The organism is Variovorax sp. 160MFSha2.1 (genome assembly GCF_048305075.1).
Lineage (GTDB): Bacteria > Pseudomonadota > Gammaproteobacteria > Burkholderiales > Burkholderiaceae_C > Variovorax > Variovorax guangxiensis.
In genome coordinates this window covers 1,343,533-1,369,712 of record NZ_CP157624.1, presented here as the reverse complement: position 1 = coordinate 1,369,712, position 26,180 = coordinate 1,343,533, and the positions used below count along the sequence as shown (strand labels likewise).

The following is a 26,180-nucleotide window of genomic DNA, read 5'->3' as shown; positions in this document are numbered from 1 at the left end:
ATGCTGAGCCGCCCTCCGATCCCCGAACCCCGACCCCGCCGCGGCTGGCGCTGGGCCCTGCTCGGCGCCGTCACCGGCGTGCTGCTGGCGGTGGTGCTGTTCGCGCCGGCCCGCTGGCTGTCGGCGGCGCTGTCGAGCTGGAGCCAGGGCCGCCTCGTGCTGACCAACCCGCGCGGCACCGTATGGAACGGCACGGCCGCCGTGGTCCTCGCCAGCGGCGCGGGCGGCATGCAGGCGGTGTCGCTGCCCGGCCTGCTGCACTGGCGCATGCGCCCGAGCTGGAACGGCATCGCCGCCAGCCTCGATCTGCCGTGCTGCGCCGCGCAGCCGATCGAACTCAAGGCCAGTCCGCGCGCCGGCGGCATGCAGCTCGCCTGGCAGGACAGCCGCTCGCGCTGGCCCGCCACCCTGCTCATGGGGCTGGGCGCGCCGTGGAACACGCTCAAGCTCGAAGGCGCGCTCGACCTGAACACCAAGGCCTTCTCGATGCAGTGGGACGGCCCCGCGCTGCGCATCGCCGGCCAGGCGACGCTCGACGCCACCGATGTTTCCTCCAGCCTGTCGACGCTGCGGCCGATGGGCAGCTACCGGCTCACGCTCGAAGGCGGCAGCCGCCCCACGCTGCTGCTGAGCACGCGCGAGGGCAGCCTCGAGCTCAACGGCAGCGGCAGCTGGACCGGCACTTCCTTCCGCTTCAACGGCGAAGCCAGTGCCGCGCCCGGCCGCGAAGACGCTCTTTCCAATTTGTTGAACATCATCGGACGACGCGACAACGCGCGTTCGATCATCACCCTGGGTTGATCCTCATGATGAAGCCACTGTTTTCGACCGGCACCGTCGCGCTCGCCGTGCGCGTGCTGATCGCCGCCACGTTCCTGCAGGCCGCGCCCGCCGCGTTCGCGCAGACCGGCGACGCGCCGCGCCGCGGCGAGCCGATCACGCTGAACTTCTCCAACGCCGACATCGAGGCCGTGGCCCGCACCATGGCCGTGGTCACCGGCCGCGACGTGGTGGTCGACCCGCGCGTGAAGGGCACGATGAACCTGGTCACCGACCGCGCGATCCAGCCGGCCGCGGCCTTCAACCAGTTCGCCTCGGCGCTGCGCCTGCAGGGCTTCGCGGTGGTGGAAGCCGACGGCCTCTACAAGGTGGTGCCCGAGGCCGACGCCAAGCTGCAAAGCAGCACCGTCAACACCTCCATCAGCGCCACGGCGTCCAGCGGCAGCAACCAGATCGTCACGCAGATCTTCAGGCTCAACTACGAGTCGCCGAACAACCTGCTGCCGGTGCTGCGCCCGCTGATTCCGCCGAACAACACCATCAACGTGAACCCGGGCAACAACTCGCTCGTGATCACCGACTACGCCGACAACATGCGCCGCCTGGCGCGCATCATCGCGTCGCTGGATGTGCCGAACGCCTCCGACATCGAGATCATCCAGCTCAAGCACTCGGTGGCCACAGACATGGTGCCGCTGGTGCAGCGGCTGGTGGACGGCGGCGGCTCGGGCGCACCGGGTGCGCCGGCGGCTCCCGGCGCGGCCGACGCGTCGTTCCGCACCACGCTCATGGCCGATCCGCGCAGCAACTCGCTGATCATCCGCGCGGCCAACCCTGCGCGCGTGGCGCTGATCCGCACGCTGGTGGACAAGCTCGACCGCCCCGCCGTCGAGGGCAGCAACGGCGCGGCCGGCAACATCTACGTGGTGTACCTGAAGAACGCCGACGCGGTGCGCCTCGCGGCCACGCTGCGCGCGGCGATGGCCGCCAACCAGCTGAACACCACGCCGGGCACGCCGGGCGCCACGGCCAGCGCCGTGCCGCAGCAGAGCGCGCCGCAGGCCATGCAGGTCAACCTGAACAACAGCAGCCAGTCGGGGGCATCTGCGGCCGCCAGTGCGCCGCTCAACAACGCCAACCAGCCGTCCACCGGCGGCCAGATCCAGGCCGACCCGTCGACCAACTCGCTGATCATCACCGCGCCCGAGCCTCAGTACAGGCAGATGCGCGCGGTGATCGACAGGCTGGACGGTCGGCGCGCGCAGGTCATGATCGAGGCGCTGATCGTCGAGGTGAGCGACACGGCCGCCGCGAAGTTCGGCGTGCAGTGGCAGAGCGCGCTGGGCAACAACGCGGTGATCGGCACCAACTCCTCGGTGGCCGGAGCCAACCTGCTGACGCTGACCCAGGCGCTGGCCACGCGCAACGCCGCCGGCCTGGCCGGCGCGATCACGCCGGGCGCGAACCTCGGCATCGCCGGCAAGGTCGGCGGCCAGTACATCCTGGGCGCGATCGCCAGCTTCTTCGACAGCGACAAGGACGCCAACGTGCTGTCCAAGCCCAACCTGCTGACGCTGGACAACGAGGAAGCCAAGATCGTCATCGGCCAGAACGTGCCCTTCGTGACCGGCCAGTACGCCAGCACCTCGGGCTCGGTCGGCGTCAACCCGTTCACCACCGTCGAGCGCAAGGACGTGGGCCTCACGCTGCGCGTGCGCCCGACCATCAACGAGAACGGCACGGTGAAGCTGACGATCTTCCAGGAGACCTCCACGGTCGACGGAAACACCGTCAACAACCAGAACGGTCCCACCACCAACAAGCGCTCCATCGAATCGAGCGTGCTGGTGGAAGACGGCGGCCTCGTGATGCTCGGCGGCCTGCTGTCCGACAGCTACGGCAACACGGTCGAGAAGGTGCCGCTCGCAGGCGACATCCCCGTGCTCGGCAACCTGTTCAAGAGCCAGGCCCGCACGCGCGAGAAGATCAACCTCATGATGTTCCTGCGCCCGGCGGTGATGCGCGATGCCAGCGCCACCGAAGCCTTCGCGTACGACCGCTACGACGAGATCCGCGGCATGCAGCAGCGCACGCAGCCCGACACCTCCAACGTGATGCTGCGCGGCGTGAGCGGCTCGAACATCCTGCCCGAACTGGCGCCCCCGTCGCGTGCCCTGGCCCCGACTTCGGCGGCTCCGGCGCCCTCGGCCTCCACCGCCGCGCGCGGCGGCTCGCGCCTCGAAGGCACCCAGCTGATCCCGCCATCGCAACCTGCCGCGGACAGCCGCAAACTGGCGCCCAGCCCCCTGCGTGGCGCACTGCCCCCCACCGGCGACCCGGTGAGCGCGCGGGAACTGCCCTGATACTGTTTCCGATGTCCAACCGCTATCCCCTGCCCTACGCCTTCGCACGCAGCCAGCAATTGCTGCTGGAAGAGACCGACGACGGCCGCTACACGCTGTGGATGTCGAGCACCCCGGCGCGCAGCGCGGTCGGCGAGGTCTCGCGCAAATACGGCGTGCAGGCATTCGAGGTGCTGGCCGACGGTCCGCTGGCGCAGCGCATCAGCGCGGCCTATGCGCAGGGCGAGTCGAGCGCCGCCGCGGTGGTCAGCGAGGTGCAGAGCGACGCCGACCTCTCGCGCATGATGCAGGAGCTGCCGGCGGTGGAAGACCTGCTGGAAAGCGCCGGCGACGCGCCCATCATCCGCATGCTGAACGCCCTGCTCACGCAGGCCGCGCGCGACGGCGCCAGCGACATCCACATCGAGCCCTACGAGCGCACGTCTTCCGTGCGCTTTCGCATCGACGGCACGCTGCGCGAGGTGGTGCAGCCCAACCGCGCGCTGCACGCGGCGCTGATCTCGCGCCTGAAGATCATGGCCGACCTCGACATCTCCGAGAAGCGGCTGCCGCAGGACGGGCGCATCTCGCTGCGCATCGGCACGCGCGCGGTCGACGTGCGGGTGTCGACGCTGCCCAGCGCGCACGGCGAGCGCGCGGTGCTGCGCCTGCTGGACAAGAGCGAATCGAAGCTCACGCTCGAATCGGTGGGCATGCAGGGCGACACGCTGGAGCGCTTCGAGAAGCTCATCGCGCAGCCGCACGGCATCATCCTCGTGACCGGCCCTACGGGCTCGGGCAAGACCACCACGCTGTACGCAGCGCTGGCCCGGCTCGACGCTACCCGCAGCAACATCATGACGGTGGAAGACCCGATCGAGTACGAGCTGCCGGGCGTGGGCCAGACGCAGATCAACGCGAAGATCGAACTCACCTTCGCCAAGGCCCTGCGCGCCATCCTTCGGCAGGACCCGGACGTGATCATGATCGGCGAAATCCGCGACTTCGAGACCGCGCAGATCGCCATCCAGGCCTCGCTGACCGGCCACCTCGTGCTGGCCACGCTGCACACCAACGACTCAGTCAGCGCCGTCACGCGCCTTACCGACATGGGCGTGGAGCCCTTCCTGCTGAGCTCGTCGCTGCTGGGCGTGCTCGCCCAGCGCCTCGTGCGCAAGGTCTGCACCTCGTGCGGCGGCGCGGGCTGCGAAGCCTGCGGCCAGACCGGCTACCAGGGCCGCACCGGCATCTTCGAGCTGCTGGTGGCGGACGACGAAGTGCAGGCGCTCATCCACGGCAAGGCGGCCGAGAGCCAGCTCTTCGAGGCCGGCGAACGCGGCGGCCTGCGCTCGATGCGCGAGGACGGCGAGCGGCTGGTGCAGGCCGGCATCACCTCGCGCGCCGAGTTGCTGCGCGTCACGCGCGAGTAGCGAGCAAGAAGAGAAGAGATGCCCGCCTACGCATTCGAAGCCATCGACGCCAGCGGCCAGTCGCGCGAAGGCGTTCTCGAGGCCGACACCGCCCGCAGCGCGCGCAGCCTGCTGCGGGCTCAGGCGCTCATTCCGCTGTCGGTCAAGCCGGTCGGCAGCGAGCATGCCGGCGGTGGTGGCCAGCGCAGCGGACTCGGCCGCTGGCTGGGCGGCGGCAAGCGCGTGTTCAACTCCACCGGGCTCGCCGTGTGGACGCGGCAGCTCGCGGGCCTCGTCTCGTCGGGCCTGCCGCTGGAACGCGCGCTCACGGCGCTGACCGACGAGGCCGAGTCCGACCAGCAGCGCAATCTTGTCGCGTCGCTGCGCGCCGAGGTCAACGCGGGCTCGCCGTTCGCGCGGGCGCTGTCGGCGCATCCGCGCGAGTTCTCGCCCATCTACACGGCCGTGATCGGCGCCGGCGAGCAGAGCGGCAACCTCGGCCTCGTGCTCGACCGCCTCGCCGACGACCTCGAGGAGCGCCAGGCGCTGCAGCAGAAGCTGATCGGCGCGGCGCTGTATCCGGCCATCGTCACGCTGGTGGCGATCGTGATCGTGATCTTCCTCGTGAGCTACGTGGTGCCGCAGGTGGCGCAGGTGTTCGCGGGCACCAAGCGCTCGCTGCCGTTCCTCACCACGGTGATGCTCTCGCTGAGCTCCGGCGTGCGCAACTACGGCTGGTGGATGCTGGCGGGCGTGGTGCTCGCCGCCATCGGCACGCGGCTCGCGCTGGCGCAGGAAGCGCTGCGCCTGAAGTTCGATTCGGCCTGGCTGAAGCTGCCGCTGGTGGGCAAGCTCGCGCGCGGCTACAACGCGGCGCGCTTCGCGAGCACGCTCGCCATGCTGGCCACGGCCGGCGTGCCGATCCTGCGCGCGCTGCAGGCAGCTTCCGACACTTTGAGCAACCGGGCGATGCGCGCCGACGCGCTCGACGCGCTGGTGCTGGTGCGCGAAGGCGCGCCGCTGGCCTCCGCGCTGGCGCAGAAGAAACGCTTTCCGGGCCTGGTGTCGATGTTCGCGCGACTGGGCGAGCAGACCGGCACCCTGCCGCTGATGCTGCAGCGCGCCGCCAACCAGCTCGGCGCCGAAGTGCAGCGCCGCGCGATGCACCTCGCCACCATCCTGGAGCCGCTGCTGATCGTCGCGATGGGTGGCGTGGTGATGCTGATCGTGCTGGCGGTGATGCTGCCGATCATCCAGCTGAATCAATTCGTCAAGTGACGACGGCCGGCCCGCAGCGCAGGACGTACTCGACATGCCCGTAACCCTCGAAGACAAGCTCGTGGTCGCGATCTCCTCGCGCGCCCTGTTCAACCTCGAAGAAGAAAACAAGGTCTTCGAGGCCGGCGACAACGAGGGCTACATGAAGCTGCAGCTCGACCGCATCGACGTGCCGGCCGCGCCCGGCATTGCCTATTCGCTCATCCGCAAGCTGCTGCGCTTCAACGACGACGGCGTGCAGCGCGTGGAGGTGGTGATCCTCTCGCGCAACGACCCGGTCTCGGGCATGCGCATCTTCAGGTCGAGCGCGGCGGCCGACATCAAGCTGCAGCGCGGCGTGTTCACCCAGGGCCGCCCGCCCTTCGGGTACCTGCGCCCGCTGCGCGCGCACCTGTTCCTGTCGGTCAATGCGCAGGACGTGCGCGAGGCGCTCAATGCCGGCTTTCCGGCCGCGCGCGTGCTGGTCGAATCGGTAAAGGCGAGCGACGCCTGGCCGAACGAAGTGCGCATCGCCTTCGACGGCGACGCCGTGCTGTTCTCCGACGAGGCCGAGCGCGTGTACCAGAAGGAAGGCCTCGACGCCTTCCAGGCCCACGAACTCAGCAAGGCCGACCTGCCCCTGCCCGAAGGGCCCTTCAAGCCGCTGCTGAGCGCACTGCACCGCCTGCAGATGGCCGGCAACGCGAAGATGCGCATCCGCACCGCGCTGGTCACCGCGCGCAGCGCACCGGCACACGAACGCGCCATCCGCACGCTGATGAAGTGGAACATCCGCGTCGACGAGGCCATGTTCCTCGGCGGCCTGCCCAAGGGCGAGTTCCTGCGCGAGTTCGAGCCCGACTTCTTCTTCGACGACCAGACGGGGCATGTGGATGCGGCCTCGAGGCATGTGCCGGCGGGGCATGTGAGCAGCGGGATCAGCAACGAGTCTTGAGGGCAGTGGCAACCGCGCCGACAAAGTCGCTCGGACACATTGTCGGGCGTACACACCTACCGTCGCGATGTACGCGCGCCCGAACGGGGAGGACCAAAGCAAGTTCACCGTCATTGCCTCCATGAAATTTACTGCCCATTTGGCGCAAATCACGACATTTAGAATCTTGTTAACAACTATTAGCAACCTCAATTGCCTGATGGATTTGCTGAACAGATTCGCCGCCAGCCGGATGTATTGATCAGAACCGTGACCGGCAAGGTTTGCCGGCTCGACCATCAAGGGGCCCTCACGGGTCCGTGGTCGCCAGTTGGCGGTTCACCATACATCAGGTGAAACCGTCATGGTCGCAATCGTCAGTGGAAACAGTCTGGGTCTGAGCTTGAGCTCCTTGGCGACCTTGGGACAAAGAGGTGTCCTTGGCTCTTCGGCACAGGGGCGCAATGGTGAGCAATCCTTCGTCAACGTCTCCAACGGCAACCTCGTCCTGCAAGACTTCGACGACAAGCTTATCGGGCGCGGCCTCGACATCAACGTCGTTCGTACCTACAACAGCCAAGGCCTGCTGAACGACGACAACGGCGATAACTGGACAGTCGGCGCATTCGGACAGCGTGTGGTGCTCACCGGCACCGTCGCCACTGCCGGCAGTACCTTGGCGCGCACTGATCGCGATGGCGCCAGCGCCACCTACACCTGGAATGCGGCGAGAAACCTGTACGTCAGCAGTGCAGGCGCTGGGGCATTCGACACCATCGGCTACGACTCCGCCAACGCTAGATACACCTGGACTGACGGTGCAACCGGCCTTGTCGAGCGCTACGAAAGCACTGGTTCAGGTCGACTGATTTCGGTGACTGACCCTGCCGGCAATACCGTCAGCTATACGTACAACGCCAATGGCACGCTGCAACGCATGGTCGATGCCAACGGCGAAACCACCTGGCTCGACTACAGCGGCTCCAATCTTACCCAGGTGCGCACCGCGACCACCGAGGGCACCGTGCTCACGCGAGTGCGCTATGCATACGACACCGCCAACCGTTTGTCGAGCGTGACCGTTGACCTCAACCCAGAGGACAACAGCATTGCCGACGGCAAGGTCTATGTCACCTCATACACATACGACGGCGCCAGCAAACGCGTTGCATCGGTCACACAAACCGATGGCACCAAGCTTAGCTTCAGCTACGTGGAGGCTGGCGGCGTCTACAAGATTGCCACCGTTACCGATGCACTGGGCGCAATCACGCGCTTCAGCTACGACACCACCCAGAACACCACAACCATCACGGATCCCTTGGGTGCACAAAGCACCTACTTGTATGACCCCAAAGGCCAGCTCCTGCAGATGCGCCAAGGCGTTACCGCTGGCAATCCTTCGGGGCTGTCGCAGATCAGCTATCGCTACGACGCCACCGGCAACGTCACCGGCGTGACCGATGGGGAAGGCCGTGAAGTCGCCTACGAGTACGACGCCAATGGCAATCTGCTGAAGGAGACTGACTCCGCGGGCAACCTCCACACTCGAACCTACAACGCGGCCAACCAGCTGCTGACCGAGACCGTCTATGCAGATGCGGCCGTCAGTCGTGGTGCATTCAGCCAGCAGGCATCGCTGCCGGAGATCACGCGCTACGTCTACGCGCAGGACACCCCCCGTCTGCTCCGCTTCGTCCTGAGCCCCAAGGGAGGCGTCACCGAGCACCGCTACAACAGCTATGGCCAAACTCTGGCAACCGTCCGCTATACGGGCGGCAGCTACAACGTCGCGTCGCTGGGCGCGAGCGCCGTGCCTACGGAAGCGCAAATGAGCGCGTGGGCGGGTGGTCAGGACCTGCAGCGCACCGAGCGTACCGATCGTGTCTACGATGCGCGCGGCGCGTTGAGCAGTTCCACGACCTACGGCGAGGTCGACGCATCGGGCGCGGGTGTCGCCGCCACGGCGGCCAAGACCCAGTATGTCTACGACCAGCACGGGCAGCTGCTCAAGAGCATCGATCCGGGCGCGGGCACCACCACCTACGTCTACGACGGCCTGGGCCGGGTGCTGTCGATCAGCGCGCCCTCGCTGGATGGCGGCACCACGCCCAACACCACGATCACCAGCTATGACGACGCCAACGGCAAGACCTGCGTGACCATTGCCAGCGGGCTGGTCACCGTATCGGCCTATGACAAGGCGGGGCGCCTTGTGAGCGTGACTCAGCAGAGTGCCGGCAGCGGCGTCCTCGGCACGACTTCGTATGTCTACGACAAGGATGGCAACCTGCTGATGACGCAGGATCCGACGGGGGTGCGCAAGTGGATGCTCTATGACGCGGCGGATCGAAAGATCGCCGACATCGATGCGACGGGGGCGCTGGTCGAGTATGTCTATAACGCCAGCGGGCAGTTGCGTCAGACCATCGCTTATGCGACGAAGCTCAGTGCCGCAAAGCTGACGCAATTGGTAGATGGGGCAAACCTACCGACCACGGCATGGAGTGCTACGAGTACGACAGCGAGTCTGGAGGCACTGCGGCCAGCAGGCGTGACTCAAGACCAGAAAGTCTGGCGGTTCTATGACAACGCGGGCCGCCTAGCTTGGCAGGTGGATGCGTCGGGGTATGTGACGCAGACGACTTACGACGGGGCATCGCGCGTTCTGAGCGCGACCCAATTGGCTAACCCGATCGACGTGACCCCGCTGATCAAGGGGGCCGACGTTGAACTGGGTGTAGACCCTGAAACCGTCGGGGGTATCACGCTGAGCTTGAACAACAGCGCGCCGACGGTACTGGGGCAGCCAATCACCATCGTTGCCGCCATCGAAGGTGTGACCCCCGGAGGCATGGTGACTTTCTTCGACGGCGAGACGGTCATTGGTAGCGCGACCGTGATCGACGGCAAGGCAGCGCTTGTAACGGATCGCTTGTCGCTCGGCGTCCACAATCTACGAGCGGCGTATTCGGGCGATGCCTGGAAACCAGCTAGCGTGTCGAAGGCAATCAAGAAGACCATTGGCGCCTTCACCAAAGCTGTATTGAGCTTGTCTCCTCGTGATGGTCTGAACTATGGCAGGCCGGTCGAGTTGTCGGTGACGTTGACCAGCCCGCAATCGCCTGTCGCTACCGGTGTGTCGGGCCAAGTCAGGTTCTACAACGAGGATGGCGGGGCGCTCCTTGGCACAGCCTCTATCGTGGATGGGGTGGCGACCCTAAGGGCCAGCAGTCTTCCTGTGGGCAACACCAGAATTCGCGCGGAATACGCAGGCGATGCGAGCCACGCAACGGCGACCGTCTATTCCGATTGGCTCAGTATCAGTGCGAATCCGACTACAACTACGTTGAAGATTTCGGGTGGCGGCGCATCCGTGATATTGAGTGCGGTCGTCGCAAATGCTGGACGGACATCGGCCTCACCGGGCGGCAAGGTGACCTTCTACAACGGGACCGCAGTCATTGGCTCTGCTTCGTTGATCGATGGAGTAGCAACGCTCCAGTACGACGGCGCTGTCACCGCAGCGGCTTTCAGCGCCACGTATTCGGGCGACGCCAACAATACCAGGAGCGCCACAGCCATTGATCGTTTTGGGAACACCGTTCCAGTTGCCGCCAACATCTTGTTGACCGCCTCGGCATCCAATGTTACGCAGGATGTGCCGGTCACGTTGGTGGCGAGCATCGTGGGCGCTATGCCCTCAGGCGTGGTGACCTTCTTCGCGGATACCCAACTTCTGGGCAGCGCACCGATTGTCGATGGCGTGGCGCGCTTCGTGACCCACTACTTACCAGTGGGGGCCAATATCGTTCTGAGTGCTGCGTATCAGGGGGATGCAAACAATGGCCGTGCCGTGATGGCTCAGGGACCCAGCCTTCAGGTGGCGCCCTTGATCTCGTCATTGCGCTCCGGCGAAAGCCTCAGCGCAGGACAGTCCATCTATTCGCCTGACGGACGCTATCAACTGGTCATGCAGGGGGGCGGAAATCTTGTCGTGTATGACCGCAAGGGAAATGGCCGGGCCGTCTGGCATAGCCAGACCGGAGGAACGGGGGCCAGTCGTTTTGTATTCCAGAGTGACGGCAATCTGGTCGTCTACACGGCCGCGGGCCAAGCGACATGGAATTCCGCCACCTATGGCAAAGCGGGGCTATCGCTCCAATTACAGACGGACGGCAATCTGGTCTTGTATACAGCAGACGGGAGCGCTGTTTGGAATACCGGTGGGGACACGACATCGGTAGCAGCGTCATTGGCGTGGCCGGCAATCTCCTCAAGCGCTCCGGGTTCCGTGACGGTGCAGCCGGCCACAGTTGGATTCCCTACGAGCGCTTTCTTGTCCCTAGAGCCTCCGCCCAGTGGTCTTCTCTCTCGGGGGACAGTGTATGTTTTCGAAGGAACGGCGCTGATCGCTTGCGGGCCCAAATACGAGGTGGAGTCAATAATCGGTGTCGGTTTCGAATTGCCGCCCATGTCATTGGGCACTCATAAGCTCAATCTGATCCATGTGGACGGGAGCAGAACTGTTGCCGATATACGCACGATCGAAGTCAACGTAGGTCCTGCAGCCAGTGCGCTTGTCGTGACTTCGACATTCGACACGCCGAGTGTTGCCGGTTCGCGGCTGAGTTTGACGGCCCGAGTCTTTTCGCCGAGCCCCCCCGGTTCCAACACCGCCTTTGACGGTCCAATCGCCGGCGGCGATATCACCTTCTATCGCGATGACAACGGCACACCGATCGGCTCAGCTCGCGTCATCGACGGGTTGGCTGTTCTGACGACAGCCAGTCCTGCAGTGAGCGGATTCAGGATTCGCGCAGAGTACTCGGGCGATGCGAGCCACGCCAGTGTCACGTCTTACTTGGAATTGATCCCTGATGGGGTAACTCCGACTACAACCACGCTGAAGATCGTAGAGGGCCCGCACCGATTCTCCGGTTTAACGGGGGCCGGGCTTGGCGTCAACACCTGGAAATTGAGCGCCGTGGTTGCCAACGCTGCGCAGGGGGCGTCGACTATCCCCGGCGGGACGGTTACTTTCTACAACGGATCCACGATCATTGGTAGTGCGACCTTGGTTGGCGGTATCGCGACGCTCGATTACAGAGGGACTGTTACGGCAGCGCCCTTCAAGGCCGTGTACTCGGGGGACGGCAGCAGCGCCCGGAGCAGCACCCCTTTGGGCCAGTATGGAGAGGCGGTGGCTTCGCCCACTAGCATCACCGTTGAGGCCGAGAAAACTGGCCCGCAGGTCTCATTAATCGCTCGCGTCGCGGGGGCTGCACCCAGAGGAACGGTCAGTTTTTTCGCCGGGACCCAACTCTTGGGAACAACCGAAACTTCTGGTGGGGTGACCGTACTGTCGATTTACATGCCGTTGGGAGCCGACGCCATGCTGAGCGCCGTGTACTCGGGGGATACGAACAACGCAAGCAGTCTGATCGCCGAAGGCATACGACTGCAACGGCCCTCCGAAAATACATCTTTGCGCAAGGGCGACAGCCTGCGGATGTGGCAGAGCATCTATTCGCCCGACGGGCGCTATTCGCTGGCATTGCTGTCGGGTGGTCGCCTCCGACTGTCCGATTACAAGCGAGGTGCCGCCGAGTATCTCTGGATCATCCAGGCGTCCGGAGATCAAGGCGAAACCTTTGTGTTCCAGAACGACGGTGATCTTGTGATCTACACGGCTGCGGGCCAGGCTGTATGGCGCAGCGGCACTGGTGGCAAGGGCGGCGAGTCCCTGGAGTTGCAGACCGACGGCGCTCTGGTGCTGTACACCGCCGACAGGAGGGTTGTATGGTCCACGGCCGCGAATACTGTCTCGGTGAAGCCTAGCGCCCAATCGCCGGAGGAGAAGGCCAATGCGATGGACTTCGTCCCTGCGCACGAGGCCGTGGTCGGATTCCCGACTTCCGCGCGCATCTCCCTGCACGCCCCTCTTGACTCTCAGGCAGCCTCAGGGACTTTGAGCGTTTTCGAAGGGAAGAACCTGATTGCCATCTTCTCGAATGCCGACACGGACGGTTTTACCCTGCCGCCTATGTCATTGGGGGTGCATAAGCTCAAGCTGGTATATGCGGGCGGCGCCTTCGCCGTCACGCGTTCGATCGATTTGAATGTGGGACCAGCGCCCAGCCAGATTGACCTCACTCCATCCACGCCTGTGCTCGCCCATGGCTCACCGCTGGTCTTGACCGCCAGGGTTTCGCCGTCCGCAGCACTCAAGACCAGCACCTTCGTGGGCGGTGCGGCGACCGGTCTAGTGACGTTCTTTCGTAATGGTGTGGTGTTGGGCTCGGCGCAGATGGTTAACGGCGTGGCCACTCTGTCTGTGAGCGATTTGCCTGCCGGGACGGCCAGCTTCACCGCCAGCTATGCGGGAGACGACAACTATCAAAAATCAACCAACTCCGTGGAGTCCTGGGTTGAGGTCACGGGCTCGCCCGTCTCCCTGATCAACCTCACAAACCCGCTGATCGCCAAGGATGGTGAGTTGTCCGCGCGGGTCAGCGGCAAGACGCCCCCCAACGGCATGGTGAGCTTCTACAGCGGCGCCACGCTGCTGGGAACAGTTACGGTCATGGAGGACGGCACGGCCACCTTGCGCGGCGTCCCGATCCCCGTGGGCACGCATACCTTCAGCGCCGTGTATTCGGGGGATGAACTCAACGCCGATGGCGCGATCACCTTCACCCAGATCGTCGAAGGCACACCTGACACGCCTCGTGTCCTGGTCGGCGTGGACGGGGCGCAGGACCGCACCATCACGAAGCTGTACAACCGAAACGGCCAACTGCAAGGCGTACTGGATGGAGAGGGCTACCTCACCGAGTACAAATACAACGCCGCAGGCGAGCAGATCCAGACCATCCGCTACGCCGACCGCGCAGCCAACTTCGGCAGCGTCTCGGCCCGCATGGCAGCCACGGCCATTGCGCGAGCCAGCGGCGACCTCACGGGCCTGCGCCCCAAGGACAGCCCCAACGACATCCGCACCTACAGCCTCTACAACGCCCGTGGCCAGCTCGTCGGCCAGGTCGACGGCGAGGGCTACCTCACCGAAACCGTTTACGACGTGCGTGGCAACGTGGTGCAGACCAAGCGCTACGCCAGCCCCGCGAAGAATCCCGGCAGCGCAAGCGCAACGCTCGCCACCGTTCGCCCGGACCCGAGCGCCCTGGACCAGACCGTCACCCAGACCTGGAGCGCGGCCAACCAGTTGCTCAGCCGCACCAACGCGGAAGGCACGATCACCAGCTTCACCTACGACGCGGCCGGCCGCCTCGTGCAGACCACCACCGCGGTGGGCACGGCCGATGAACGCACCCAGCGCCTGCGCTACGACATCCAGGGCAACCTGATCGCCGAGCTCGACGGCCGCGGCAGCGCCGCCGTGGCGCAGAACGATCCGCTGGCAGCATGGGCAGCCAACGGATCCACCCACACCTACGATGCCACCGGCCGTCGCACCAGCACCACCGACGCCAACGGCCATCGAACGCTGTTCTTCTACGACGCCCTCGGTCGCCTGACCTACACCGTCAACGGCCTCGGAGAAGTCACCGAGAGCCGCTACAACGCCCACGGCCTGGTGTTCGAGCAGATCGTCTACGGGACTCGCATGAACGTCTTCACCCTGGGAGCGGCCACCCCCGGCGGACTGAACACCGATACGCTCAAGGCACAACTGGCCGCAGTGGCGGACCCTGCCAAGGACACCCACGTCCTGAGCACCTACAACGCGACTGGTGCCAGAGCCACCACGGTCGATGGACTTGGCAACACCACCAGCTACTCCTACAACGCCTTCCGCGAAGTCACCGCCAGCACGCAGACGCGCCTGAGCGGCCAGATCGTCACCAACGCGGTCGCCTTCGACCGACGCGGCCAGCAGATCTCGAGCACCCTGGACTCGACCGGGGCTGCCATCACCCGCCGCACCAGCTATGACGCCTTCGGCCGCGTGGACACGCGCACCGATGCCAACGGCAACATCAGCCGCCTGCGCTACGACCGCCTCGGCCGCGTCGTCACCACCACCGACGCCAACGGCGCCGAGCACATCACCACCTACGACGCCTTCGACCGCGTGCTGACCCAGCGCGACGCGCTGGGCAACACCACCAGCTACGCCTACAACCTGGCCGATCGCAGCGTCACGGTGACCACGCCCGAAGGCGTCTCGGTGACCACCGTGCACAACCGCCAGGGCCAGACGTCCAGCGTCATCGACGGGCGCGGCAACACCACCACCTACAGCTACGACAAGAGCGGCAACCTGCTGCAGACCCAAGCACCCGACGGCGTCAGCACCAGCACCACCTACGACAAGACCGGCCTCAAGCTCAGCACGACGGATGCCAGGGGCACCGTCACCATCTACAGCTACGACGCCGCCAACCGCCTCCTCACGCGCACGCTCGACCCTTCCGGACTCCAACTCACCACGAGCTACCAGTACGACGCCAAGGGCCAGACGATCCGCGTGACCGATCCCGCTGGCATCGTCACCATCACCGAATATGACCTCAACGGCCGCGTCACCCGCCAGACCGTCGACCCATCCAACGGCGCGTATATCGGACTGAACCTGCAGACCGTCTACACCCATGACGCAGATGGCACCACGCTCAGCGTCCAGGGGCCCGACGGCAAGCTCACGCGCTACACCTACGACGGCGCCGGACGGCGCATCAAGGAGCAGGTCGACCCGCTCGGCCTGAACCTCACGCGCAGCTACACCTACGATGCCGAGGGCAACGTCGCCAAGTCCATCGACGGCGAAGGCAACGCCACCCTCTTCATCTACGACAAGGCCAATCGGCTGGCCTTCACCATCGACGCGATGGGCGGCGTCCAGCAGAACAGCTACGACGGCGAAGGCCGCCTGAGCAGCCAGACCACGTACGCCGCGTTCGTGCCCGCGGCCGCCTGGAATGGCATTGCACCGAGCCTGTTGACCATGCAGGCCGCGCTGCCCACGCTGGGTCTGGCTACCACGCAGAGTCGACGCTACGACCGCGATGGCCGGCTGCGCTTCGCGGTGGATGCCACCGGCGCGGTGGTCGAGTACCGGTACGACGCCACTGGCAACGTCGTGGAGACCCGAGCCTATGCCCAGCGGATCGATCTGAGCAAATGGAACGGCAGCATTGACCCGCCTGTCGCGGCCGACGACATGCACGACCAGCGCTGGCGCAATACTTACGACGCCCTGGGGCGCAAGACCTTCAGCATCGATGGCACCGGCGCGGTGGTGCGGCAAGTCTTCGATGCCAGCGGCAACGTCACTGAACGCTTTGCGTACAGCATGAGAGTCCCGGTGACAACGGCAGCAACGGCGACTGCCCTGGCCGCCGCCGTAGCGTTGGTGGCAGAACCTACCCGAGACCAGCACGACACCTATGTCTACGACCGTGCCGGTCGACAGCTCTCCCACACCAACGGCGTGGGCAATGTCACTTCGCAAAACTACGACAAGAACGGCAACCTCATCAGCCGCGCCCATATCAAGGACCAGGAGGCAGGGACGAACCTTTTTACGGGCAGCGAGTTCGCCGATGGGTTGGGCGATACGTCGAACTGGATCGGCGACGTTGAAGCATCGAAGATGGAAGGATTCGCAGGCGCGCTCAGGATCGGGACCGATCCGTCGCGCCTTGGGTATGCAGGTGCCTATAAGTTGCATCAGTCATTGACGCGCGGTGCGACATACACAATGTCCGTGATTGTGGAGATGGAAGATGGCTTGGCACCAACTTTTGGAAACGAAAACGCGCGGGACGCCGCGAACTCGTTTGCCTTTGCATCACTTGGGCGCATGGCCGATCCCCTCGCGTATGTCGTGCAGCATCTCGGTGGCAAGCAATATCGCGTGGCAACTACCGGCGTAGCGTCGCGCTCGACGGCGTACTTCGGAATCGTCAAGTTCACCTCGAACGACGCTCGTCCTTTTCGTGTCACAGCCTATCAACTCGAGCAATCGGAGGTCGCAGGCAGCGTGACGCCGACCACCGCGACACCAGTGCTCATTGCAGCCAAGACACAAAGTCAGGTCACGCGCTATGCATACGACTCCGCCGGGCGTCTGGTCTATACCTTAAGTCCTCTGGGGCAGTTGGAGAAGAACAGCTACGACGAAGCGGGCCGAATCACACTGATCACGCGCTATGCAAAGCCAATCAGCATGGCAGGACTCGGCGCAACGCCCACCATAGACCAACTGCAAGCTCTGGTCACCGAGACACCCGGGAAAGACCAGCAGCAATACAGCGTCTACGACAAGAGCGGGCGCCTGAGCGCCACGGTCGATGCGATGGGCGCCGTCGTCACCTTTGTACGCGACGGCAAGGGCAACATCACCGAACGCACGGCCTGGGCCAACCCCATCGACCTGGCTACATGGACGGCCGGCACCACGCCAGCACCACGGGCCGATACGGCGCGCGACCAGCGCACGCGCATCTTCTACGACGGCATGGGCCGTGAGGCTCTCACCGTCGATGCTCTGGGCTACGCCGTGCAGCGCCAGTACGACGCAAGCGGTCACCTGACGTACGTCGTGCGCTACCCGGTGGCCGTACCGGCGACGACGACCAACGCCCATAAGGCCCAACTGGATGCAGCGGTCCAGCTTGCATCCACCTCCGGCCAGCCGCTGCAGATCACCGCCTACGGTTACGACGCGGCCGGCAACCGCACCAGCCAGACCCAGGCCCTGGGGCAGCCCGAGGCGGCCACCACCCAGTTCGTCTACGACGGCATCGGTCGGTTGACCCGCACCATCGATGCGCGCGGCGTCGAGCTTTCGCAAAGCGATAGCGCCTGGGCGCTCACCCAGCGCCTGCAACTGAAGTACGTCAATGCCGTGGGCGGCGCGCTGAAGGCCTCCGACCTGAGCACGGCCCAGCGACAGGCGTTGGCCGCCCTGTACACGACGACCACCGATTACGACGCGGCTGGCCACAAACTCAGCGTGACCGACGCCCTGGGCGGCGTCACGCGCTCCGAGTACGACGCCAACGGCCATGTCGTGAGGATCACCGATCCGCGCGGCAACGCAGCGCTCTATTACTTCGACGCCGCCGGCCGCGTTACGTTGAGCGTGGACCCCGAGGGCTATGCCACCGCCACCACCTACGATGCGCTCGGACACACGCTGAGCGTCAAGCGCTACTTCAACAGAGTCAGCGGCACCTACGGGATCGCGCAACCACCGGCGCTGCCGGGGACCAACCCCAGCGACGCAATCACCCGCTTCGAATACGACGCCGCCGGGCGCCTTACGAAAACCATCGACGCCGAATCGAACGCAGAGTCCTACACCTACAACCCCCTGGGCCAGCGCGAGACGCTTACCAACAAGCTCGGCGGCGTCACCAGCTACAGCTACGACCAGCTCGGCCGGGTGACCAGCGAGAAGCTACCCATCACGAGCAGGAATGCCGCCGGACAGTCGGTGGCGGTAGTCAACCAGTACGCCTACGACGCCTTCGGCAACAAGACCACCACGACCGAGGCGGCCGGCCTGCCCGAGCAGCGCATCACCCAATTCAGGTATGACGCGCTGAACCGCGAGGTCGAGCAGCGCCAGGCGCAGGTGAGCATCTACGTGGATGGCAAAGGCTGGAGCACTATCGCGCCCATGCGCACCAAGGCCTACGATGCCAGCGGCAACCTCATTGCCGTAGTGGACCCCAACGGCGGACGCACGCGCAGTTGGTTCGATGCAAGCAACCGCAAGGTGGCCGAGGCCAGTGCCACCGGCACGCTCAGCACCTGGAGCTACGACGCGGCCGGCAACGTCATGGCGCAGCGCGTCTACGGCGACGCGTTGGTCTTGCCGGTGGGCGATGCGCTACCCACACCGGTGAACGCAGCCAACGTGCGCCTGACCACCTACCAGGTCGATGCCAACAACCGGGTGACCCGCAGCACCATCGCCGGTGTGCAGTCCGGCGACTACGACGCCAAGGGCCACCAATACAACATGGCGGTCACGAGCGATGTGGTCAAGCGCAGCTTCTACGATGCCAACGGCAACGTCGTGCGCGAGCAGAACGGCAAGGACGCGGCCACCCTCGTCTGGTACGACAAGCTCGGCCTGAAGGTGCTCGAGGTCGATGCCATGGGCTACGGCGTGCGCTGGGAGCGCGACGCCAATGGCGCCGTGCTGCGCCAGACGCGCTATCTGCAGGGCATCGAGCTTGGCAGCCTGAGCGAGAGCACGGCGATGGCCGACGTGCTGGCGAAGTTCAGGCCGGCCGCGGGCGACCAGATCACCGAGTACAGGTACGACCGCAACGCGCGCGTGCTCAGCGAGTCCAGGCTGAACGTGGTCTATGGCAGCGTCGCGGCCAACGGTGCTCTGAGCGAAGCCAGCACCTCCGCTACCCAGCACACCGTGTACGACGCCATGGGCAACAAGAGCGCAACCATCGACGCGAAGGGTCAGCGCAGCGACGTGCGCTATGACGCCCTCGGGCGGCTGCTGGGCGCGCAGCGCCCGGGTGCAACCGACTTCAACGGCACGCTGGTGCGCCAGGCCACCGACTACGAGTACGACGGCCTGGGCAACGTGCGCCGCGAGATCCGCCGTGGCACAGACAACACCGTGGAGAGCGACGACCAGATCGTGGCCTACGGCTACGACCCCACCGGCGTGCGCACGTTCATGACCACGGCCAAGGGCGAGACGATCAGCTATGGGCGCGACGCCAACGGCAACACCACGGCCCAGATGACGGACCGCATGGACGCGGACGGCGCGATCTCGCGCGATATCGCCAGCATCGGCTACGACGCGGCCAACCGCGAGGTGCGGCGCTTCACGGGGCTGCGCGATGCGGCCAACATGCCGGTCTTCGACGCGGCCAACACCATTACGCTCGGCTACAACGCCTTCGGCGAGCTGACCAGCAAGCGCACCGGCAGCGGCAACGCCCAGGGTCAAGCCCAGGAGTACTACGACTACGACAAGGCCGGGCGCCTGTGGCGCACCAACGCGCAGGGCGGCGTGAACAAGGCCTGGATGTACGACCTCGCCGGCAATGCCACCTTGCAACTGGAGTCCCAGCGCGTGGACTTGCGCGCTATGACGTGGGAGCAGATCGCGGGCGACGGCACCCACCCCAACCCGGACATCCTCATCACCATCACGTCCTACGACCAGAACAACCGCGTCGCGAGCGTGATGCAGCCCAAGATGGATGCGTCGCGGCCGAACCTGCGGATGGTCGCAGCGCCCATCAATGTGGATTCGGGCAAGTTCGGCGGGCTGGACATCGATGTGGCGCCGGCGCTGGCCGAAGCCAACTCCACCTGGATCGCTGGGCCTTCCGACGGATCGGCCACAGGCCAGGTCGGTGCGCTGGGAATGCCTGTCAGCGGAGGCATCGTGCGCAGCATCGCCAATTGGGAGGTGCCCGGCGCAAAGGGCGGCGCGGGCAACATCAGTTCCACTCTAAAGGGTGTGACGGATGTCGTACTTGGTGCAGGCGGCGGTGCTTGGCATGCGGGTATCGAGAACCTCTACGGCGCCGTGACGTGGCGCGTGGAAGTGGGCATGGCGGTCAGCTATCTGGGCCGGATCACCAACTGGCCAGTGACCGTACGCCCGATGTACTCGCAGTTTCCTCCGGTCAGCATGTATTTCCTGACCGGCCTGGCCACCAACGCGGCGCTGCCCATTCCGCTGAGGGTCATCGCTACCACTGCCAGTGGGCAGGACATCGTCGTGGTCAATGGCAACGTGCGCCAACCGACGTGGCCCAACATCAACCGATCGCTCAGCGGCACCTTCATGCGCCTGACCGGGGGCGAGGCGCGCGATACCGACACGATTCAGTTGTACAGCCGACCGCGCGGCTCGAACGGTCCGTTCTCGCAGACGCTGCCGATTTTCAAGGCCGGCCAGGGGGGCTCCAGCCTGAACGGGGTTGCAGTCGATGGCTCATACCTCACCCGTCTGGACGGTCAGGGTCCGCTGGACATGATGCTGATCGTGACGCAATCGGACGGCACGGTGGTGCGTCGCCAGTCGATTCAGTACGACCCGGCCTCGGGTCAGTCCTCTTCATGGGTGGCGCCGGCACAGCCGGTGTTCACCAGCGACAACGTGGCGCATTTCACGGGCATGCGGATCAACGGCCACGCCATCCGGGTGCTGCAAAGACCGCAAGGCAGCCAGGGGGCGTACTCCGAGAGAACATACTGGCCCAATGGCGCAACAGGGCGCTTCGACGTTCAGTTCGACGGTGGCGCGAGCGACGTCATCATCGAAGTGCTGGATACAAACCGCAACGTGGTGGTCGACCGGCTCAAGGGAATCGTCAACCCGGCCACTTCGTACTATGACATGCGCCCGCTGGCGGCCTTGCCCTCGAGTATCACTTTCCGCGACATCCCTATCGATGCCCGCACCCTGCAGATCGAGTACGAGCCGCTGAGCCCGGGAGGACTGAGGGGCTCCATCACCATCCCGCGCTCCGCAGCCGGCGACATTGCCCAATGGGTGTGGGATGCCGCCAACCTCATCCCGGACAAGCGCAGCCTGTATAGCTACAGGTTGCATTTCGTGGCCCGCGACGAGGACGGCTTCATCCTGACCGATGCCACCGGCGAGGCCACGATCGGCGCGATCAGCAAGGACGGCACCAAAGCCCGGCTGACCGGCAACATCAAGCACCAGGTGATGACCTTCGATCCGGGCATTGCAGAAGGCCGGAGCATGAAGCTTCGCTATCGCGAGAAGGGTGCGACGGCACGGGACTTCACCGAGGCGGCGGCCACCCGCGTGAAGGCCAACACCGCCTTCAAGTGGGATGCGACCGCCAACAACCTGGACTCGAACAAGGAATACGAGTTCGTCTACGACGTGTACAACGCCGCGGGCGCGGTAATAGGCAACGGGGAAGGCTACTTCCGCCTGAACAACAGCGCCGACAACAAGGATGTGCGCTGGGCCATTCCGAACCTGCCCGGCGAAGACGTCATCAACAACAGTTGGGTGATCCAGCGCCGCCAGACCTACGACGCGTTCGGCAACGTCACCAGCGAGATCGACGGCAACACCAACGCCAACGAGTTGCGCTACAACACGCTGGGCCTGCTGATCGACAAGATCGGACCGAGCGTGGACGTCACGCTGGCCAACGGCCAAGTGCAAACGACAAGGCCTACCGAACACTACAGCTACAACCTGAACGGGCAGCTGGTGGGCAAGCGCGATGCGAACGGCAACCAGAGCACCGTGGAGCTCAACGCGGGCGGGCAAGCCGTGGCGGAGTGGCACCCGGGTGCAGCGGCAGGCAGCTTGGTGGCGGTGCGCAAGAGCTACGACGTCTTCGGCAATCTGCGCACAGTGACCGACGAGAATCTTCGGGTCACCAACAACGAGTACGACTTCAACAACCGATTGAAGAAGGTGTGGCGCCCCGTCAATCCCGTCGATGGCACCCGCGCCTTCGATACCTATGACTATGACGTGCTGGGCCAGCGCATCGCGCACGCGAACGCACTGACCTTCCGCGAGCGCACCTACTACGACACCATGGGGCGCGTCACGCGCTATGTCTCGCCCGAGGGCGCGAGTGTCAACTACGGCTACACCTACGACAACAGCATCGGCTCGGCCGGCGGCGTCAACACCGGCGGCTGGATCAACACCACGACGGACGCCAACGGCAGGACGCAGACGCTGAAGAAAGACCTGTTCGGCCGCACGATGTGGAAGCAGGACCTGGGCGGCCACCAGTTCACCTACGGCTACAACTGGTCGGGCCTCATCTCCAGCCAGACCGGAACCTCTGGCCAGAACATCAGCTACAGCTACTACGACAACGGCTACCTGCGCAAGGTCATCGATCTGGGCGTATCGACGGAAAGCACCTTCGAGTACGACAACAACGGCAACCGGATCTTCGAGGGCTTCAAGTCCACCGCAGGCAATGTGGCGATGGTGTTTCAGTGGTCGCGGGTGAGTTATGACGCCTACAACCGCGTCAAGAAGATCGACGATGCCCGCTACGTCATCGACTACGAGTACGACGCCAACGGCAACCGCCGGCGTGTGAAGAGCACATACCTCAACATCGTCGACCAGAAGAAGGACGTGCAGGACTATTGGTACGCCTACGACGGCATGAACCGCTTCACCACGACCATGGGGCAGATGGCCAACGGGCAGATCTGGCGCGGCGGGTCGGGCGATGGCGCGACCATCGAGTACGACGACGCCGGCCAGCGCAAAGCGGCCACCTACGCCAACGACGGGCACCGCGAGGTCTACGACTATGACGGCGCGGGCAACATGACCACGATGGCGATCAACGGTGTGCTCAGGAGCCGGCGTACCAACGACCTGGCGGGACGCGTGACGCGCTACGAAGAGTGGTTCCAGGACGGAACACTCAGCACACGGAAGGGCCGCACCTGGAACAAGGACAACCAGCTCACCGTGGAGCTGGAGCATCGGCTGACCGAAGGAACGAACGGCAGGAAGTGGTCCGACACGACGACAGCCTACACCTTGATGAAGGACGGCACGCTGTCGAAGGTGGATTCGCTGACCAACGCCTTCAACAACTTCAACCCCAGTGCCCAGGATCCTGCTGTCGTCATCACTCGCATGGTCAGCAACTATGCCTACGAGTGGTGGGACGGCGCCAAGCAGTCCTCGATCACGCTCGATCCAGCGAGCACGGGCTACGACCCCAGGAGGCCGCAGCCGCCGGGCTATTCGGTGTTCGGCTATGACGCCAACGGGCACCTGAAGACGGCCACGGACCGGAACGCGACCACGCCGCGCAGCTTCTCGTACTGGACCAATGCGGAAGGGCAAGTATTGCAGCGCCAGGAGCTCATCGGCGGCAAGATCGCCGCCGACGGCAACGTGAGCGGCGCCAGCAAGAGCCGCGATCACCGCTACTTCTACTTCGATGGCAAGCGCGTGGGCAACGTGGGCAACGACGGCGTGGAGCGCGAGGACTATGCACAGCAACTCGCGCGCAATACGGCAGCGCAGAGCCCCGATGACAAGTACCGCAAGTTCACGCCCACGAACTCGGCGGACTTCGACGAGAACTACCAGCCGGTCAACGCGGGCTTTCCTGGGGCGGCACCCGGTAGCTATACGGTGCGCTCGGGCGACACCCTCGAGAGCATTGCGCGGGCGCTGTGGGGAGACGCGCAGCTGTGGTACCTGCTGGCCGAGGCCAACGGGCTGGATGGGCAGCCATCGGCTGCGCTGGTGGAGAACACCGTGCTGGTCGCGCCCAACCGCGTGACCAACGTGCACAACACCAGCAGCACGTTCCGGCCTTATGACCCGGGCAAGGCCATGGGGGACACGAGTCCGACGCTGCCGGATCCGCTGCCTGCTCCCAGGGGGAAGGACGGCGGGTGCGGGGGCCTTGGGCAGATCATCCAGGTCGTCGTGACGGTCGTGGTGGCTTACTTCACGGGTTATTACATGGGGTGGGGTATCGCCGGGTCTGCAGCAGCCGGAACTGCAGGCTCCATTGCTGGCCAGACCGCAGGCATTGCCATGGGGGTGCAGGACAGCTTCAGCTGGAAGGCGGTGGGGTTGGCAGCTATCGGGGGGGCCGTAGGCGGCGCACTGAATACAGCCGGACTCCTGCCACAAGTGGGCAACCCATTCATCGATGGCGCCATTCGCGGTGCCGCTGGCAACATCGCCACGCAGGGACTTGCCGTGGTCACAGGGCTGCAGCAAAAGTTCGACTGGCGGGGCGTAGCCGCCAGTGCAGCAGGCGGGGCTGTGTCGGCCTGGGTGGGGCAGCAGGTGTTACCGAAGTCCTTCGATGCTTTCTCTCGCAGTCTGGCCTCGAACATGGCTGGCGCAATCATGAACGCAGCAATGCGTGGCGGGAGCGTGGGCCGGGCACTGCCAGGGGTCATGGCGGACGTTGTCGGCTCGACTGTTGGCAATGCATTGGGGGACAGCTTGGCTGCAGCTAACAGCGGCAGTCCAGGGCCAGTGAGTGCCGACGAAAAGTCGCGTATCTTGGGGTATTTCGCTGATACGTCTAGCACCAGCGGCAGCAGCTACAACCCCGCCAACCCGTTTGGCTTCCAAAGCCAGGTGAACTGGAGCGCGCCAAGCACGCTGGGTGACGACGCTCCCGCCAGCAAGGGCATCACGCAGATCGTGGCGGAGCTGAGGCAGCCCACGCCGTACACAGCACAGTCGCGCGACACGATCTCCTCGATCATGGGGACCAGTGATCCGCAGGCCGTTGGCAACTTCATGCGGGCCAATGGCCTGACAAGCAGCACCATCTACGCGAGGCAGGACTACGTCATCCCTGGGGCCATGAATGGCCTAGGTGACAACTCGGCGCTGGGGCAGCGTGCGCTTAACAACGACAACGCCCGGCTGCAGGCTGTGGCCGATGCACAGAAGGCGCAGGCAACGACCACCGCGAACACCAGTGGCTACATCGACTACCGGGATCCACGCGACTTCCAGGGAAGCTTTGGCTATCGGTCCATGATCGCGCGGGAACTGAGCGATGCGACTGTCGACCTTTTGCCTGCTAGATCGATGGATACCATTGGACCCGTTCAATCCGGCTTGGACAACATCATGGGCGCTGCAAGCGCCTATTGGAATCGCAGCGATGTCAGCCTGGGTCAGGCGGTGAGCGCTGCTTGGAATGGTGGCGGCAACGACTTTGTCGCGGGCGTGGGTCACAGTCTCGGCGCGGGGACCGCAGCTGTTGGTGCAGCATTCACCAGTCCAACTGTCTTGGGCACTGTTGGTTTAGGTATCTTGTCCGCGCAACAGACGGATGCGGCGGTGGCCGACTACCGGCGCTTCTTTGGCAGTGGCGACGGGCGTGGCGCGCAATCATTACTCACACAAGGGCTGACGCCGCTGATTGGGAGCGATGGCGCTGCTTATGTGAATGCAGGCATCGACTTTGCCGGGGGAGTCGGTGTTACGGGCGCCACAGTCAACAGCCTTACAGGCAAACGCCTCTTCTCGGTAGATCGATCGATGAGCGCGTCTGATGAAGCTGCGGGCGTGCTTAAAAACGGACGCTATGTTCTCAATCCGACCGCGCAACGGTTGGAGGATCTCGTCACCGACTCAGGACGTATTGGTGGAAAGCAAACAAACGGGCAGTTCATGTACGTGATCGATAGAGAAGAAAATGTAATTATTGGAACTCGGGGTCGCAACGATTTGGGTGACACTCTTCGTATGCCGCATCCCACCCTGATAGGCGGCGCTGATCCTCAAATTCTGGGTGCTGGTATGGTCGACATTCGAGCCGGCAAGATCTATTCGATAGACAATGCGTCAGGTCACTTCAAACCGGGATTAGGTTCATTGAGTGCTGCGCGCAATGGCTTCAGTCAAATATCTCCAAATGTGTTCAGTCGAGACTTCCAAGGCTACCTTCCATACAAGCGTTGAAAATTAAC

Annotated in this window: 6 protein-coding genes; all 6 read left to right on the top strand. The window is 64.7% G+C overall.

What is annotated here, in order from left to right; genetic code table 11:
- The 6 genes from gspN (at position 1) to ABL838_RS05805 (ending at position 26,172) form a co-directional block, all read left to right on the top strand.
- Positions 1-801, top strand: a complete 801-nt coding sequence (gene gspN, locus ABL838_RS05830) for a type II secretion system protein N (protein WP_126025676.1) — start codon at positions 1-3, stop codon at positions 799-801.
- A 5-nt stretch (positions 802-806) separates the two neighbouring features.
- Positions 807-3,143, top strand: a complete 2,337-nt coding sequence (gene gspD, locus ABL838_RS05825; protein WP_126025675.1) for a type II secretion system secretin GspD — start codon at positions 807-809, stop codon at positions 3,141-3,143.
- A gap of 11 nt (positions 3,144-3,154) precedes the next feature.
- On the top strand, positions 3,155-4,552 hold the full coding sequence (locus tag ABL838_RS05820) for a GspE/PulE family protein (protein ID WP_126025674.1): 1,398 nt from the start codon (positions 3,155-3,157) through the stop codon (positions 4,550-4,552).
- Positions 4,553-4,570: 18 nt separating this feature from the next.
- Entirely contained in the window at positions 4,571-5,809 is a 1,239-nt protein-coding gene (gene gspF, locus ABL838_RS05815; RefSeq protein WP_418124644.1) for a type II secretion system inner membrane protein GspF, read from the top strand.
- 34 nt (positions 5,810-5,843) lie between these two features.
- Positions 5,844-6,743, top strand: a complete 900-nt coding sequence (locus ABL838_RS05810) for a 5'-nucleotidase (protein WP_418124643.1) — start codon at positions 5,844-5,846, stop codon at positions 6,741-6,743.
- A 343-nt stretch (positions 6,744-7,086) separates the two neighbouring features.
- On the top strand, positions 7,087-26,172 hold the full coding sequence (locus ABL838_RS05805; protein ID WP_418124642.1) for an Ig-like domain repeat protein: 19,086 nt from the start codon (positions 7,087-7,089) through the stop codon (positions 26,170-26,172).
- Positions 26,173-26,180 lie beyond the last annotated feature (8 nt).